We start from the raw sequence: 14,871 nt of genomic DNA, 5'->3' as shown, positions 1-14,871 counted from the left end.
CGTGAGCGCCGAGGGCGACACCCCGACGGCCGGGCCGGAAGACCCGGCCGAACGCATCGAACTGCGCGACGGCCTGACCGACGTGGACCCGGCCGCCTGGGACGCCCTCACTGGCGGTAGCGAGCCGTTCCTGCGCCATGCCTTCCTGGAGGGCCTGGAGCGCCACGGCTGCCTGGGCCGCGAGTTCGGCTGGTTCCCGCAGCATGTGCTGGTCTTCCGTGAGGATCAGCTTGTGGCCGCGGCACCCGCCTACGCCAAGACCAACAACTACGGCGAGTTCGTGTTCGACTTCGCCTGGGAAGGCGCGTGGAACCGCCAGGGGCTTAACTACTACCCCAAGCTGGTCGTCTCGGTGCCCTACACCCCGGCCACCGGGCCGCGCCTGCTGGTGCACCCGGAGGCGCCGGACTTCGATCACCTGCGCACCCTGCTCGTGCGCGCCCTCGTCACCCGCGGGCGCGAGCTGAACGCCTCGGGCATGAACATCCTGTTCCCCAACGAGGATGATCTGGACGTGACCCGCGAACTGGGGCTGGCCGAGCGCATGGGCTGCCAGTACCACTGGAGCAACGCCGGCTACGCGAGCTTTGACGACTTCCTGGCCGCGCTCAGCTCGAAAAAGCGCAAGAACATCAAGCGCGAACGCCGCCGCGTCACCGAGGCCGGCATCGAGTTCCGTACGCTGACCGGGGCCACCGGGTCACCCGAGGACTGGGCGCGTTTTCACCGCTTCTACGTCGACACCTTCGAGAAGCACATGGGCATCCCGACGCTTTCGGAGGCCTTTTTTGTGGAGACAGCGGCGGCGCTGGGCGATCAGGTGGTGCTGTTCGAGGCCCGCCGGCCAGGCGAGACGGGCGACGACGAGACCATCGCCGCCGCCCTTTGCTACCGCAGCCACGACACCCTGTACGGGCGCTTCTGGGGCTGCACCGAGGAGCTGGCCGACCTGCACTTCGAGACCTGCTACTACCAGGGCATCGCGTTCTGCATCCGCGAAGGCCTGGCCCGCTTCGAGCCCGGCGCCCAGGGCGAACACAAGATCCCGCGCGGCTTCCTGCCCACGCCCACCTACTCCGCCCACATGATCCTGACCGAGGGCTTCGACCAGCCCGTGCGCGACTTCTGCGAACGCGAGGCGGCCATGATGCGCGCCCACTGCGAACGCCTGCACGAACATTCACCCTACCGCCAGCCCCAACCCGACGATGCGCCGCGCACCTGACCGCCACCCGCCTGTGGGAGCGGGCTTGCCCGCGAAGTCCCTGCCCGCGCGGGGCTCCACCACAGGCCATTCGCCTGCAAGCAGGCTCCTACACGGCTTGGCCACCCACCGGGGCCCGGGTTTTGGTCATCCCGGCCGCAGCGCAGCGCAGAGCCGGGATCTCCAGACCTCGACGACATCCCTAACCATCGTCACACCATGGGCACCCGCAAGGACCCCCGACCACCCCGTGGGAGCGGGCTTGCCCGCGAAGTCCCTGCCCGCGCGGGGCTCTGCCACAGGCCATTCGCCTGCAAGCAGGCTCCTAAGGAACCCGGGTCTCCCATCGCGCGCACCCAAAGGAGGTACGCCGTGAGTTCCGGTCCGCAGATCACGCTGCCCTGGCTGGACCCGGAACACCCGGAGGCCCCTTTCCCGGACCCGGCGCATGCCCTGGTCGAGCCGAACGGCTTGCTGGCCGCCGGGGGCGATCTCTCGGTGCCGCGGCTGCTGAATGCCTACCGCTCCGGCGTGTTTCCCTGGTTCGAGGCCGGGCAGCCGATCCTGTGGTGGAGCCCGGACCCGCGCGCGGTACTGGAACCGCGCCATTTTCGACTACGCCGCAGCCTGAGGAAGACCCTGCGCAATCGCGGCTACACCGTCAGCTTCGATCGCGCCTTCGAGGCCGTCATCCACGCCTGCGCCGCACCGCGCGACTACGCCGACGGCACCTGGATCACCACCAGCATGCAACAGGCCTACATCGCCCTGCACCGCTCCGGACACGCACATTCGGTGGAGGTCTGGGACGGCCCGCGCCTGATCGGCGGGCTCTACGGCGTAGCCGTGGGACGGCTGTTTTGCGGCGAATCGATGTTCTCCCGCGAGCGCGACGCCTCCAAGATCGCGCTGGCCTGGCTCAGCCGGCACCTGGTCGCCTGGGCCTGGCCCCTGGTAGACGTCCAGATGGAGACCGAACACCTGCGCAGCCTCGGCTCTATCACCCTCCCCCGACGCGAGTTCATCACCCGCATCCGCGACATTGCCCATGCCCCCGCCATCCCCGGCCCCTGGCACACCGATCCGGCCCTGAGTCCCCTCGATCCCGACTGGCAAACCACCCCGTAAGAACCTGCTTGCAGGCGAAGCCCCTGCCCGCACTGGAGCGCGGTATCCGCCGGGATGCTCAGGCGAGGAGCTGGGCGAGGTCGTCGGGGCCGAGGATGGGGATGTCGAGGGATTCGGCCTTGGTGACCTTGGAGCCGGGGTCGGTGCCGGCGATGACTGCGGTGGTCTTTTTGGAGACGGAGCCGGTGATCCTGGCGCCGCGGGCCTCGAGGGCGGTCCTGGCCTCATCGCGGGTCATGTCGTCGAAACTGCCGGTCAGGACGTAGGTATTGCCCGCGAGTGGGGCTTCATCATCCGCGGCAGCGGTCTCGGCGACCGGCGCCGACGGGGGATCGGGCCAGTGGACGCCGGCCGCGCGCAAGGCAGCAATCACCTGCAGGTTATGCGGCTCGGCGAAGAAGTTCGCGATGTGTTCGGCGACGATCGGGCCCACATCGGGCACTTCCTGCAACGCTTCCGCATCGGCCTCAAGCAGACGGTCGAGATCGCCGTAGTGCGTGGCCAGGTTACGGGCGGTGACCTCGCCCACCTCGCGGATGCCGAGGGCGAAGATGAAGCGTGCCAGCGTGGTCTCGCGCGCCTGTTCCAGCGCATTGACGAGGTTGGCTGCGAGCTTGGGGCCGACCCGTTCCAGCGCCTCCAGGCGCTCGGCGCCCAGCGCGAACAGGTCGGCCGGGCTTTGCACGATGCCGCCGTCGGCCAGTTGCTCGATGATCTTCTCGCCGAAGCCCTCGATGTCCATCGCGCGGCGCGAGACGAAGTGCTTCAGCGCCTCGCGCCGCTGCGCGGGGCAGACCAGCCCGCCGGTGCAGCGGGCCACGGCCTCGCCCTCCGGGCGTTCGATGTGCGAATCGCACTCCGGGCAACTCAAAGGCATCTCGATGGCGCGGGTGTCCGCCGGGCGTTCGCCGCCGGCGCGGCCGACCACCTCGGGGATCACGTCGCCGGCGCGGCGCACGATCACGCGATCGCCGATGCGCACGTCCTTGCGCGCGATCTCGTCCATGTTGTGCAGGGTGGCGTTGCTGACCGTGACGCCGCCCACCAGTACCGGCTCCAGGCGCGCCACCGGCGTCAGCGCGCCGGTGCGGCCGACGCGGAACTCGACATTGCGCAGCGTGGTGGTGCGTTCCTCGGCCGGGAACTTGTGAGCAATGGCCCAGCGCGGCGCGCGCGAGACGAACCCCAGCGCCTGCTGGTCGGCCAAGGTATCCACCTTGTACACGATGCCGTCGATCTCGTAATCCAGCGCCGCGCGCCGGGCGGCGAGCCGCTCGTAGTAGTCGAGGCAGGCCTCCACACCCTCCAGCACCTCCCGTTCCGGGCAGGCCGGGAAGCCCAGCTCCCGCAGCCAGTCCAGCGTGCCGGACTGGGTGTCCGGCAGGGTCCCGCCTTCCACGAAGCCCACGGAGTAGGCAAAGAAGCTGAGCGGGCGCCGCGCGGTCACCTTCGAGTCCAGCTGGCGCAGACTGCCGGCCGCCGCATTCCGCGGGTTCATGAAGCCACGCTGGCCTTCGGCCTCCAGGCCGGCGTTCAGGCGCTCGAAGTCGGCACGGCGCATGAAGACCTCGCCGCGCACCTCCAGCACGCGCGGCGCGTCAGCGGTCAAGCGATCGCCCAGGTGCAGCGGGATGGGGCGCACGGTGCGCACATTGGCGGTCACGTCCTCGCCGGTTTCGCCATCACCCCGAGTGGCGGCCTGCACCAGGCGCCCGTCCTCGTAGATCAGGCTGATGGCGAGGCCATCCAGTTTGGGTTCGGCCATGTAGGTGACGGCCGCATCGAGACGCGCCGCATCGCCGGTTTGCTTCGCCAGCCGTTCGCGCACACGGCGGTCGAAGTCGTGGATCTCGTCCGCATCGAAGCCGTTGGCCAGAGACAGCATCGGCAGACGATGGCGCACGGTGGCAAAGCCCGCCGCCGGGGCACCCCCCACGCGCTGGCTGGGCGAATCGGCGGTAATCAGCTCCGGGTGCTCGGTCTCCAGTTGCTGCAGCTCGCGCATCAGGGTGTCGAACTCGGCGTCCGACACCTCGGGGTCATCGAGCACGTAGTAGCGGTAGTTGTGATGCTCGATCTGCCGCCGCAGCACCTCGATACGCGCCGCGGCCGCGGCGTTCGAGCCGGCCTCGGGGGCCCGGGCATTCGACAGGGTCATCGCGCGCTGCGCCGGCGCAACAGGTCCGGACGGTGCCGGCGCAGCCAGTCATTCAGGTCCTCTCGCATGTAGGCCAGGGTCTGATTGGTGGCGGTGGACTGCTGCGCATCCAGGATGCTGCCGCCAAGGTCACGCGCGAGCACGTGCGCATGTTCCAGCAGTGCCTCGAAGGCCCGCTGCGGCTCGACGGCCAGATGAATCTGGGCAAAGAGGGTAACGCCCGGCGTCATCATGTCGGCCAGGTCCTCGTCGCGCAGGGTGCCCGGAGCGACCATGTTGGCGGCAGAGAACAGCGGTGCGGAGCTGTCGGTGTCCGGCTCGTGGAAGTGGTAGATATCCATCTCCCCGGGCTGCATGCCGGCACGCTGCAGCGCAGCACCCAGGGCGACGCCGGTAAAGGGCTTGTCGTTCGGGGCAACCACATGCAGCAGCAGGATCTTCTGCTCTTCCTTGTGCCACCGGGCCTTGGGGTTACGTCCGACCACGCGTGGCTCGGAAACGTACTCGCCCAGTGAGTCCATGTCCGATGCCGGTTCCTCGATCAATTCCGGATTCACTGCGTGGTCCGGATGCAGCTTTGCACCCAGGGTGTCATCAGTGCGCGCGCCTCCACGCCGGCCCCGGCGCCAGCGTTTCATGCCCGAACGCAGGCGGGCCATCACACCGCCCTGCGGGCGGGGCTCGCTCGCAGTCGGCTCTGCCGCTACATCCTGGTGTGGCGCACGCACGGGCCGACCCTCTGCGGACGGCTCGGCAGAAAGCTCGGCGTCCTCTTGCGGCGGGGAGGCCAGGGGCTCCTCGTCATTATCCAGCACGCCGTAGATGTCCTGCGGGCGTTCGCCGCGGTGATTGAAGTCCGGTTCCAGCTCGGACGCATCGTCGTTGCTGGTCACACCCAGATGGGGTTCGTGGCGATCCTCGCCCGGCACCGCCGCGATGGGCGGCATGTCCAGCTCGGGTTCGACGCTGTCTGCGGTGCCCTGACGCGCATGATCGTCCAGCGGATCACGCCAGTCCCGCTCTGCTTCGGGATCGGCGCGCGGCGCGGAAACGTCGGAACGGCGCGTCTGGACGGACGATTCATGGGCACGGATGTGCACCGCCTCCTCGTCCCAGCGCGCGGCTTCTTCTTCGCGATCCAGCTGCTGTGCCTTGCGGATATGCCAGCGGTAGGGGAGCAGGATCACCGCGATCAGGACAACCCCCAGAATGATCAGACTGATGCGCATCCAATCCACGCAATACCTCGTTTAATTGCAGTGTTATGCCGCAGGGTCTCCGGGCCATGCGGCCCCCCGCTTTGCCAGCCCCGAAGATTGCCGTCGGGTGGTCCACGGGTCCGCGCGCCCGGGAGGCATTCAGGCCTCAGCGAGCTCCACGGCCTCGTCGATATCCACGCTGACCAGGCGCGACACGCCCGGCTCGTGCATGGTAACGCCTATGAGTTGCTCGGCCATCGCCATGGTGGCCTTGTTGTGGGTAATGAAGATGAACTGGATCTGCTCCGACATCTCGCGCAACAGGTCACAGAAGCGACCCACGTTGGCCTCGTCCAGCGGCGCATCCACCTCGTCCAGCATGCAGAACGGCGCCGGGTTCAGCTCGAAGATTGCAAACACCAGGGCCGATGCCGTCAGCGCCTTCTCCCCACCGGACATCAAATGGATGGTGGAGAGGCGCTTGCCGGGCGGGCGCGCCATGATGGTGACGCCGGTATCCAGCAGATCGTCGCCCGTCATTTCCAGGCGCGCCTCCCCGCCGCCGAACAGACGCTGGAACTTGTGCCCCAGCCCGGCGTTGACCTGGTCGAAGGTCTGCTTGAACAGGGCCCGGGTTTCGCGGTCGATGCGTTGCATCGCCGCCTCCAGTGTCTCCAGCGCTTCGATCAGGTCGGCGTGCTGTTCTTCAAGATAACGCGAACGCTCTTCCAGACTACGCGCCTCGTCGATCGCTGCCAGGTTAATAGGCCCCAGCTTCTCGATCTTGCGATCCAGTTCTCCAATCGCCTGTTCCCAGGCCGGGACGCTGGCATCCTCCGGTAGCTCCGGGGCCAGCGCCTCGCTGGCAAAGCCGGATTCCTGGAACTGCGACTTCAACTGCTCAATCTGCACGGAACGCTCGCGCAGGTCCAGGCGCAGCTCCTCGCAGGCGGCACGCTGTCCCTCCACACGGTTGCCAAGCTCGCTGCTGGTCCCGGCCAGGTCGCGCAAGCGCGCATCGCAGGCCTCCAGATCGGCGCGCGCTCGGGTCAGACGCGCCTCCGCCTCCTGGCGCTGCTCTGCGGCGGTCTGCAGATCCACGCGCCACTGCTCCAGCGGCCCCTGACGCTCGCCCAGCCCCTGCGCCAGACGTGCGCGCCGCTGGGCATCATCCTCGCGCTGACGTTCCAGGCGCTCGCGCTCATGATGTTCGCGCTCGAGGCGGTGGCGCGCCTCCTGTTCGGCCATGCGTGCCTGGTTCGCCGCGTCACGCGCCGTGCGCAGTGCATCGCGGGCCTCGGACTGGGCGCTGCGGGCCGCCTCGACCCGGGCCTCCAGCGCGGCGCGATCGGCCTCCAGGGTCTCGATGCGCGCCAGCGCCTCATTGCGCTCGGCCTCCGCGGCTCCGAACTGTTCTCGGGCACGCGCGGCCTCCTCGTCCAGCTCGCCGGCATCGCGGTCGATGCGCTCCTGCTGCTGTTCCAGCTGCCGTGCCTGGTCGCGCAAACGCTGCACACGGCGTTCGCGATCGTCGATCTGCGCCTGCTGTTCGCGGATCTGCGCGTCCAGTGCCTCGCGCCGGGCACGGGTGGCGGCGATCACCTCGTTGCGCTCGTCCAGTGCCGCCTGTAGCTGATTCACCCGGGTGGCCAGTTCTTCCTGGCGTTCACGCAGCTCGCGCGCCAGGCGCACGCGCGCGACGGCACCACTGGCCCCGCCCTCCAGCGTACGATGTGCAACCCAGCCCGGTCCCAGCCAGGTGCCATCGGGCGTGATCACGCTCTCGCCCGGCCCCAGCGTTGCCACCTGTGCCCGCGCGGCATCCAGATCCTCCGCACAATGCACTGCGGCCAGCCAGGCGGTGACGACCGGCGAACCTTGTACGCACGCGGCCAGACTGCCGGTTGCGGGCGGCGCCGTGGGTAGTGCCTCCGTGCCGACCAGGCGCAACATCGCCGCGGGCAGATCCGGGGCCGCCTCCGGCCGCTCGGTAACGGCGGCCTCCAGCCAGGCGCCGAGCACCATTTCGACCGCGGTATCCCAGCCCTCGGCCACCTCCAGTTGCTGCACCAGCGGACGCGACAGGTCCAGCCCGTGTTCACGCGCCCAGGCCTCGCGCCGGGCCCGCGTCTCCTGCGGGTCATCCTCGCCGGCGAAGTCCTCCAGACCCGCCAGCCGGCCGGCGATTTCGCGCGCCTCGCGTTCGGTGGCATGCAGGCGCTCCTGTTCCTCGCGCTGCGCCTGTTCCAGCTCTGCCAGCGCGGTTTGCTGCTGGTCACGGTCGCCCTGCAGCGTCTGCCGCCGTTCGCGCAGGCCGGTCAGTTCCGTATCCAGGCGGTCCGCCTCGGTGCCCGGGTGGGTCTGGGGCAGGGCTGCGCGCTCGGCCTCGAGACGCTCCCGGCGCTGTCCCACGCGCTTGAGCAGGTGTTCCGCACTGTCCATGCGCGAACGCGCGAGCTGGGCGTTCTGGCGTGGTTCGGCCAGCGACCGTTCCCATTCGGTGAGTGCCTCGCGCGCGGTCTGATATCCGCTTTCGGCCTGCTCGGCAGCGGCCTCCAGGCGTTCGCGCTCGGTTTCGGCGCTCGCAGCGGCCTGCTGACACTGCGCGCTTTCCTGCTCGGCCTGGGCGATGCGCGCCTCCACCGCCTGATACTCGCCGGCAGCGGCCTCGATGCGAGTGTCCAGCTGGCGCAGTTCGGCCTGCTCGCGCGCCAGTTCATCCTCGGCGTGGCGGATGGACTGCTCCAGGCGCGAGACTTCCGCGGCACGGTCGTAATAGGCGCTCTGTGCCTGCGTCGTGGCGGCCTCCAGGTCCACCCGCTGCTGGCGCGCCTGCTCGGTACCCGTTTGCGCCTTCTGCGCCTCGGCCTGGGTTGCGGCCAGTGCGGTCTCGGCGTCATGCAACCGGCTGCGGCCGGACTCCATCTCCCGTTCCTGTGCCTGCAGGCGCAGCAGGATGGCCTCGGCGCGCTTGCGCCGGCGCTCGGCCGCCAGCGTCTGGTAACGCTCGGCGGTCGCGGCCTGGCGATTCAGGCGCTCGGCCTGCTTGGCCACCTCCCCGCGCACGTCGTCCAGGCGTTCCAGGTTCTCGCGGGTGTGGCGCACGCGGTTTTCGGTCTCGCGCCGGCGTTCCTTGTATTTTGAGATGCCGGCGGCCTCCTCCAGATACACGCGCAGCTCTTCCGGCCGCGCCTCGATCAGGCGCGCGATCATGCCCTGCTCGATGATGGCGTAGCTGCGCGGCCCCAGGCCGGTGCCAAGGAACAGGTCCACCACGTCGCGCTTGCGGGCGCGCTGGCCATTGAGGAAGTACTTGGACTGGCCGTCGCGGGTCAGCGCGCGTTTGACGGCGATCTCGCCATAGCCGCTGTACTCGCCCCCCAGGCGGCCGTCGGAATTGTCGAAGACGAGTTCGATGGAGGCCTGCCCCACCGGCTTGCGACTGGAGGAACCGTTGAAGATCACGTCCTCGCTGGAGTCGCCGCGCAGATGCTTGGCCGAGGATTCGCCCATCACCCAGCGCACCGCGTCGATGGTGTTGGACTTGCCACAGCCATTCGGCCCGACCACGCCCACCCGGTTGCCGGGGAGCACGAGGGTGGTCGGGTCGACAAACGACTTGAAGCCAGCCAGTTTGATTCGGGCGAGTCGCACGTTCGGCGCTATCCGCGGTCAGGAATCTCGGGGTTAGAATGGTACACGCTTACAACCCGACCGTGCCCTGCCCCCGAACACCTGTCCTCTGCCCCCGTAGGAGCCTGCTTGCAGGCGAGGCCCCTGCACATGTCCGACTTTGGCAGGGCCTTCGCCTGCAAGCAGGCTCCTACGGGGCAGGGTCAGCGCGAGTCATTCATCCACGAAAGAGAACGCGACATGCCAAGCCAGCCGAGCAAGACCCTGGAAACCTTCGACAATCCGGCACCGGAGAACGACTACGCGATCTACATGCGCATTCCGGAATTCACCTGCCTGTGTCCCGCCACCGGCCAGCCGGACTTCGCCGAACTGCACCTGCAATATGTGGCGGATCAGAAATGCGTGGAACTGAAATCGCTGAAGACCTACATCTGGTCGTTTCGCGAGGAAGGCGCCTTCCACGAGGCGGTCACCAACCGCATCCTGGCCGACCTGGTGGCGGCAACCGACCCGCGCTACATGCGTCTGACGGCGTATTTCAACGTGCGCGGCGGGATCTACACGAGCGTGGTGGCGGAACACCGCAAGCCGGGCTGGAATCCGCCGGCGCCGGTCCAGCTGCCCGCTCCGGCCCGCAGCCCGCTGGACATGAACGGCTGACGCCACTGCGATGTACGCGCTCGGCCTCGACCTCGGCACCTCCGGCATCCGTCTGGCCCTGCTGGATCCGGACGGGCGCCACCTCCATACGGCCCGGCGCGCGCTGCCGGCAGCCGCTGGCGCGGCCGAAGGCCACGCGGAACAGGACCCGATGCTGTGGTGGGGCCATGTACGCGATCTGCTGCGCGAGGCTGCCGGGTGGCTGCACGGGGCACCCGCAGCCATCGCGGTGGACGGCACCTCTGCCACACTGCTGCGCGTGGATCACGAGGGCCGGCCCACCCATCCGGCACTGATGTACAACGATGCCCGTGCCACGGACATGCAGTCGGTGCTGGCCGGGGTCGCCCCGACCGAATCCGCCGTACACAGCCCCAGTTCCTCGGCCGCCAAGCTGCTCTGGCTGCGCCGCCACGAGGGTCTGTCCCGGGTACGCCACGTGCTGCACCAGGCGGACTGGATCGCCGGGCGCCTGCGCGGCCGCTTTGATCGCATGGATGAAAACAACGCCCTGAAGCTGGGCTACGACGCGCTGTGGGGCGGCTGGCCGGACTGGCTGCAGGACATCCTGGGGACGGATGCGGCCCTGCTGCCGACGGTCGTGCCTGCCGGAACCGTGCTCGGTCCTCTGGACCCCGGCATGGCGGAATCCCTGCACCTGAACCCGGCCTGCCGCGTGGTGGCGGGGACGACCGACAGCATCGCGGGGTTTCTGGCCGCAGGCGTGGACGACGACCGCACCGGTGTCACCAGCCTGGGTTCGACCCTGGTGATCAAGCAACTCGCGCCGGAACCGGTCTACGCCCCGAAACTGGGCATCTACAGCCATCATCTGCTGGGGCGCTGGCTGGTCGGCGGCGCCTCCAACAGCGGCGGCGCCGTGCTGCGCCAGTATTTCGACGATGCCGCCCTGCACCGCCTGAGCGCCGCCATCGACCCGGAGACCGACAGCGGGCTGGACTACCTGCCCCTGCCCCGCCCGGGCGAGCGCTTCCCGGTCAACGACCCCGAACTGCAGCCGCGCCTGACCCCCCGGGCCGAGGACGACGCGCGCTTCCTGCAGGGGCTGTTCGAGGGGATCGCCCGCATCGAACGCGACGGATACCAGCGCCTGACCGAGCTGGGCGCCCCGCCTGTGGAACGTGTGATCTCGCTTGGCGGCGGTGCCCGGAACCGCGTATGGACGCGCATCCGCAGCCGGGTCCTGGGACTGCCGGTATCCCCGGCCGCAGACGACGACGCGGCCCGTGGTGCGGCCCGCCTGGCACGGATTGGCGTCGGTCTGGAGCCCGGCTTCACCGACTGACCCGCCCCCGCCGGGAAAGCCCTTGCAGGAGCGGCCCTGGCCGTGCTGCCCGCGCCAACGCCAGAATCGACAATCCCGAGGCCGCTCCTGCCGTGCCCCCCGTGGCGGCGACCGATGCTACATTCGGAAGGGGCGATCACGACAAAGGGACACTGCATGCACTGGACGCGAATTCTCGGCATTGGCCTGCTGGTCGGCGGGATCATCCTGCTGCTGATGGGCTACAACGCGACCGGAAGTGTGGGCGAGGAGCTGCACCGGGAATTCACGGGGCGTTACACCGACGAGACGCGCTGGTATCTGATAGCGGGTGGCGTCCTGACCGTCGTCGGATTGCTGCTGGCCGTTTTCGGTATCCGCCGCTGAAGCAAACCATGGCGCAGCGAGTGCCCGGGGTCGCAAACCCCCTGTTCGCGTTTCTGGCACCGTTTCGCGGCCTTTCGCGTGTGTTCGACCCGGCCCTGCGCGGTCTGGTCATCATCCCGCTGCTGATCAATAGCGCCGTGGTGATCGGCCTCGCCACGGCGGCCGCGTTCGGCTTCGAGGCGCTGCTGGCCACCTGGCTCCCGGGTGGCTGGGACTGGCTGGCCTGGCTGCTGTGGCCCCTGTTCGCACTGGCCCTGCTGGTGGCGTTCTCGGTGTCCGCAGTCGCCCTCGCGGCGATCATCGCCAGCCCGTTTGCGGGGCCGCTGGCCTACCGCACTGCCTGCCATCTCGGCTACCCGCCACAGCGCCCCGCACGGTCCTTCCTCGCGGAAACGGGCCATGCCGGCATCACGGCGCTGCGCAAAACGGGCTATTACGCGCTGCTGTTCATCCCGGTGTTACTGATCACGGCGATACCCGGGCTCAACCTGCTGGCCGGGATCGCCTGGTTCATCTTCGGCAGCTGGGTACTGGCGGTGGAGTTCCAGGAACCGCCGCTGGCCAATGACGGGCCGGACTTTGCAACGGTGCTTGCGGCCCTGCGCCACCGGCGGCTGGAGACCCTGGCCTTTGGTGCGGGCACCACGCTGCTGGCCATGGTGCCGCTGCTCAATCTCCTGCTGGTCCCCGCAGCGGTCATTGGCGCCACCCACCTGCACGTTCGCCGCCAGCTGCGTCAGCCAAGTCGCGGCACTGGCGATCCCCTGTGATGCACACCGTCAGGGGGCATGCGGCGGGGTCGCCCAACGCGGAGCACGGGCCCCGGGCCGGGGCATAGGCGGCTGTCAGTCCAGCGGCTGCGCACCCACCTGGACCACGGCCCCCTCAACACGGACCGGAAACCGGGTCAGCGGATCCTCCGCCGGCGGCGCCATCACCGCGCCGGTACGCAGGCAAAACTGGGCTTCATGCATCGGGCAGGTGATACAGTCATCTACGTCGATCTCGCCATCGGCAATGGGCACATCCTCATGCGTACAGAGGTTCTCCACCGCGAAGTACTCGCCACCCAGGTTAAACACGGCGATCTCGGTATCCGCCGCCTCCACCAGGCGATGATCACCGTCCTCGATGTCCCCCAGCGGGGCGACGTCAATCCATTCCGACATGCGCACCAGCCTTTCAATTCTCGTTTGATAACCGGTCGTTCAACGCGCAGAGGCGCGCAGCGCGGCCGTTGCCGCGGGGTCGATCTCGATCCGGCGGCCTTCCGCCGGGTGGTAGGAAAAACGCCCGACCACACGCAGGCTATCGCCAACGTGATCGCGCACGGCCGACTTCGGCGTCACCGCAACGCGGTTAATGGCGTCGTCTTCCAGCCAGTAATGCTCCGGGTCCTCGAACCGCCTCACGACCCCTTCGGTCTCCACCAGTTCGCCATTGAAGGCCGGTGCGGACGCCGCCAGTTGTTCCAGCGTGACCGGCGAGACCCGCTCGCCGCCACAGCCGGCCAGCAGGTACCCGGCCAGCATGCCCAACACCAGCAGTCTTGATCGATTACCCACTGCGATGACTCCTTTGCGATCGTCGCGAAGATCGCCACCCTACCGGAATCCACCCTCGCCACGTCGATTAACCCCGGTTCGCGTACCCCATGGGGACCCCGGACAATCCTGTCGTGGGCGCCTGATCGGGATCGATCCACACCCCGATTCAAGTCCGTCCCCGTAGTGCCGTTACGCCGACATATCACACCGCCTGGTGCCATCCGCTTCGAGGAGCCCCCGTGAATCCGCTACCGAACCGCCATCGCCATACGCAGCCGCAACGTCGCACCGGCTCCCGGGGCCCCGAGGACGCTGCTGCGCCGGAGACGGAACACACGCCCTCGAGCCCGCACCACCCTCCCGACGACACGACGGACGACTGTCTCCGCATCGCCCACGAGACCCTGCAGCTGATCCGCCAGCTCCGCGCCTAGGAGCCTGTCGTCAGCCCCGGCCCGGACCGTTCTGCGCCAGCCAGCGATCCAGGGCATTCCCGAAGGCTTGGCGATCGCGCGGGCCCAGGGCGGCGGGACCGCCGGTCTCGACACCGCTACTGCGCAGGGTATCCATGAAATCGCGCATGCTCAGGCGCTCGCGAATGTTGTCCCGGGTGTAAAGCTCGCCGCGCGGGTTCAGCGCCTGTCCGCCCTTCTCTATCACCTCCGCGGCCAGCGGGATATCGGCGGTAATCACCAGATCGCCGGGACCGAGCCGGCGCACGATCTCGTTATCGGCCACATCGAATCCCGCCCCCACCTGGATCGAATCGATCCATTTCGACGGCGGCGTCCGCATGGGTTGATTGGCGACCAGGGTCAACGGGGTCTCCGTGCGCTTCGCGGCACGAAACAGGATCTCCTTGATCACAACGGGACAGGCATCCGCATCCACCCAGATTTTCATTGTGTTCGTCCGTTTTGCATTGATTGCAGGATATCGGTTTTTTGCATCCGACTTCCCCCGCCTCATGCCACGGATGTGGTCAGCAACGACGCGTCCTCGAGGCCCGGGATCACCGCTGCCAGCGCCGCCCGAAACCACGTCCCGCCGCACAGCGCAGCGGCGCTCGCACCCCTGTGTGCCAACGCGAGGGTGTACACTCGTCAGTGTCTCTCCAAGGAGCCTCGCATGATCATCGAAGTGACCGGCATTCTGGGCCTGCTCTGGCTGCTCGTCCTGATCTGGGCGATTGTAAAAACGGCGCAAAGCCCGGCCGGCCCGATCGTGAAGGTATTGTGGATACTTATCCTGCTGTTTCTGCCCCTGCTGGGCCTGATCGCTTGGCTCCTGCTCGGACCACGCTAGGGAGACGCTGATTGAATCGCGCGTCCGCGCTCGAGTCGCTTTTGCGTGCGTTTAATGCGCGGTGACTGCCGTGCAGTCACTCTGCTACAGGTGAACCCCAACGCCGTGCGCGCGCCCGTGCTTGATCAACAACGGGCGGCCAAGCCCCTGCTTTCAATGGCACGTGGGGTTGGTGCCCCCCGATTCTGAATGAATATGGCCCGATCCTGCGTTGCGCCGCTTGTGGCTGCGTCGCTGTTGCGCGGGCGGGATACTGCGGTGACGGCCGTACCGCCACCGCACGTCAGGCGAGCCGGCGCCCGGGCCGGAGAATGACGACCAACTCACACCCGGGCCGCCGGATTCGCTGGCGTCGGGCAAGA

General features: G+C 68.4%; 14 protein-coding genes. 8 read left to right on the top strand and 6 right to left on the bottom strand.

The features are described from left to right. Position 1: 1 nt before the first annotated feature. Both G332_RS0109890 and aat read left to right on the top strand, forming a co-directional pair. Positions 2 to 1,225, top strand: coding sequence for a GNAT family N-acetyltransferase (locus G332_RS0109890; RefSeq protein WP_019626839.1), 1,224 nt, complete (start codon positions 2 to 4; stop codon positions 1,223 to 1,225). Positions 1,226 to 1,576: 351 nt separating this feature from the next. Beyond that, complete coding sequence (aat, locus tag G332_RS0109885) at positions 1,577 to 2,332, top strand: leucyl/phenylalanyl-tRNA--protein transferase (RefSeq protein WP_019626838.1); 756 nt, start codon at positions 1,577 to 1,579, stop codon at positions 2,330 to 2,332. 58 nt (positions 2,333 to 2,390) lie between these two features. Here aat and ligA read toward each other — a convergent pair whose 3' ends face one another. The 3 genes from ligA to smc all read right to left on the bottom strand — a co-directional run bounded on the left by ligA (position 2,391) and on the right by smc (position 9,343). After that, positions 2,391 to 4,490 carry an NAD-dependent DNA ligase LigA gene (gene ligA / locus G332_RS0109880; RefSeq protein WP_019626837.1) on the bottom strand — a complete coding sequence of 700 codons (2,100 nt, stop codon included), beginning with the start codon at positions 4,488 to 4,490 and terminating at the stop codon, positions 2,391 to 2,393. Further along, entirely contained in the window at positions 4,487 to 5,719 is a 1,233-nt protein-coding gene (gene zipA / locus G332_RS0109875; RefSeq protein ID WP_019626836.1) for a cell division protein ZipA, read from the bottom strand. The genes ligA and zipA overlap by 4 nt, the downstream gene beginning before the upstream one ends. A gap of 129 nt (positions 5,720 to 5,848) precedes the next feature. Then, positions 5,849 to 9,343, bottom strand: a complete 3,495-nt coding sequence (gene smc / locus G332_RS0109870; RefSeq protein ID WP_019626835.1) for a chromosome segregation protein SMC — start codon at positions 9,341 to 9,343, stop codon at positions 5,849 to 5,851. Positions 9,344 to 9,562: 219 nt separating this feature from the next. Here smc and queF point away from each other — a divergent pair, with 219 nt between their 5' ends. The 4 genes from queF (at position 9,563) to cysZ (ending at position 12,427) form a co-directional block, all read left to right on the top strand. Continuing rightward, positions 9,563 to 9,985, top strand: a complete 423-nt coding sequence (gene queF / locus G332_RS0109865; protein WP_019626834.1) for a preQ(1) synthase — start codon at positions 9,563 to 9,565, stop codon at positions 9,983 to 9,985. Between the two features lie 10 nt (positions 9,986 to 9,995). After that, positions 9,996 to 11,291 (top strand): FGGY-family carbohydrate kinase, encoded by a 1,296-nt coding sequence (locus G332_RS0109860; protein ID WP_019626833.1) that lies wholly within the window; start codon positions 9,996 to 9,998, stop codon positions 11,289 to 11,291. A 156-nt stretch (positions 11,292 to 11,447) separates the two neighbouring features. Then, positions 11,448 to 11,657 (top strand): DUF3185 family protein, encoded by a 210-nt coding sequence (locus G332_RS0109855; protein ID WP_019626832.1) that lies wholly within the window; start codon positions 11,448 to 11,450, stop codon positions 11,655 to 11,657. A gap of 8 nt (positions 11,658 to 11,665) precedes the next feature. Continuing rightward, a complete protein-coding gene (gene cysZ, locus G332_RS0109850) occupies positions 11,666 to 12,427 on the top strand; it encodes a sulfate transporter CysZ (protein WP_019626831.1) in 762 nt (253 codons plus the stop codon). A gap of 75 nt (positions 12,428 to 12,502) precedes the next feature. Here cysZ and G332_RS0109845 read toward each other — a convergent pair whose 3' ends face one another. After that, entirely contained in the window at positions 12,503 to 12,826 is a 324-nt protein-coding gene (locus tag G332_RS0109845) for a non-heme iron oxygenase ferredoxin subunit (RefSeq protein ID WP_019626830.1), read from the bottom strand. Positions 12,827 to 12,865: 39 nt separating this feature from the next. Continuing rightward, the gene (locus G332_RS0109840; protein ID WP_051080549.1) at positions 12,866 to 13,189 is read right to left on the bottom strand and encodes a hypothetical protein; all 324 of its coding nucleotides are present in this window, start codon (positions 13,187 to 13,189) and stop codon (positions 12,866 to 12,868) included. Positions 13,190 to 13,443: 254 nt separating this feature from the next. Here G332_RS0109840 and G332_RS13530 point away from each other — a divergent pair, with 254 nt between their 5' ends. Then, positions 13,444 to 13,638, top strand: a complete 195-nt coding sequence (locus tag G332_RS13530) for a hypothetical protein (protein WP_156000810.1) — start codon at positions 13,444 to 13,446, stop codon at positions 13,636 to 13,638. A 10-nt stretch (positions 13,639 to 13,648) separates the two neighbouring features. Here the strand turns inward: G332_RS13530 and G332_RS0109835 are convergent, their stop codons facing one another. Continuing rightward, the gene (locus G332_RS0109835) at positions 13,649 to 14,107 is read right to left on the bottom strand and encodes a YaiI/YqxD family protein (protein ID WP_019626828.1); all 459 of its coding nucleotides are present in this window, start codon (positions 14,105 to 14,107) and stop codon (positions 13,649 to 13,651) included. Positions 14,108 to 14,332: 225 nt separating this feature from the next. Here G332_RS0109835 and G332_RS13330 point away from each other — a divergent pair, with 225 nt between their 5' ends. Then, on the top strand, positions 14,333 to 14,509 hold the full coding sequence (locus G332_RS13330; protein WP_019626827.1) for a PLDc N-terminal domain-containing protein: 177 nt from the start codon (positions 14,333 to 14,335) through the stop codon (positions 14,507 to 14,509). The last annotated feature ends 362 nt before the right edge of the window (positions 14,510 to 14,871 follow it).

It is taken from the genome of Thioalkalivibrio sp. ALJT (assembly GCF_000381825.1).
GTDB lineage: Bacteria > Pseudomonadota > Gammaproteobacteria > Ectothiorhodospirales > Ectothiorhodospiraceae > Thioalkalivibrio.
This window is presented reverse-complemented; position numbering and strand designations above follow the sequence as displayed.

Excerpts from the sequence above, each read along its gene's own strand:
- G332_RS0109845 (WP_019626830.1), bottom strand. The coding sequence starts at position 12,826 with ATGTCGGAATGGATTGACGTCGCCCCGCTGGGGGACATCGAGGACGGT.
- G332_RS0109855 (WP_019626832.1), top strand. The coding sequence starts at position 11,448 with ATGCACTGGACGCGAATTCTCGGCATTGGCCTGCTGGTCGGCGGGATC.
- G332_RS0109860 (WP_019626833.1), top strand. The coding sequence starts at position 9,996 with ATGTACGCGCTCGGCCTCGACCTCGGCACCTCCGGCATCCGTCTGGCC.
- G332_RS13330 (WP_019626827.1), top strand. The coding sequence starts at position 14,333 with ATGATCATCGAAGTGACCGGCATTCTGGGCCTGCTCTGGCTGCTCGTC.
- G332_RS0109840 (WP_051080549.1), bottom strand. The coding sequence starts at position 13,189 with ATGCTGGCCGGGTACCTGCTGGCCGGCTGTGGCGGCGAGCGGGTCTCG.
- cysZ (WP_019626831.1), top strand. The coding sequence starts at position 11,666 with ATGGCGCAGCGAGTGCCCGGGGTCGCAAACCCCCTGTTCGCGTTTCTG.
- G332_RS0109835 (WP_019626828.1), bottom strand. The coding sequence starts at position 14,107 with ATGAAAATCTGGGTGGATGCGGATGCCTGTCCCGTTGTGATCAAGGAG.
- zipA (WP_019626836.1), bottom strand. The coding sequence starts at position 5,719 with ATGCGCATCAGTCTGATCATTCTGGGGGTTGTCCTGATCGCGGTGATC.
- queF (WP_019626834.1), top strand. The coding sequence starts at position 9,563 with ATGCCAAGCCAGCCGAGCAAGACCCTGGAAACCTTCGACAATCCGGCA.
- ligA (WP_019626837.1), bottom strand. The coding sequence starts at position 4,490 with ATGACCCTGTCGAATGCCCGGGCCCCCGAGGCCGGCTCGAACGCCGCG.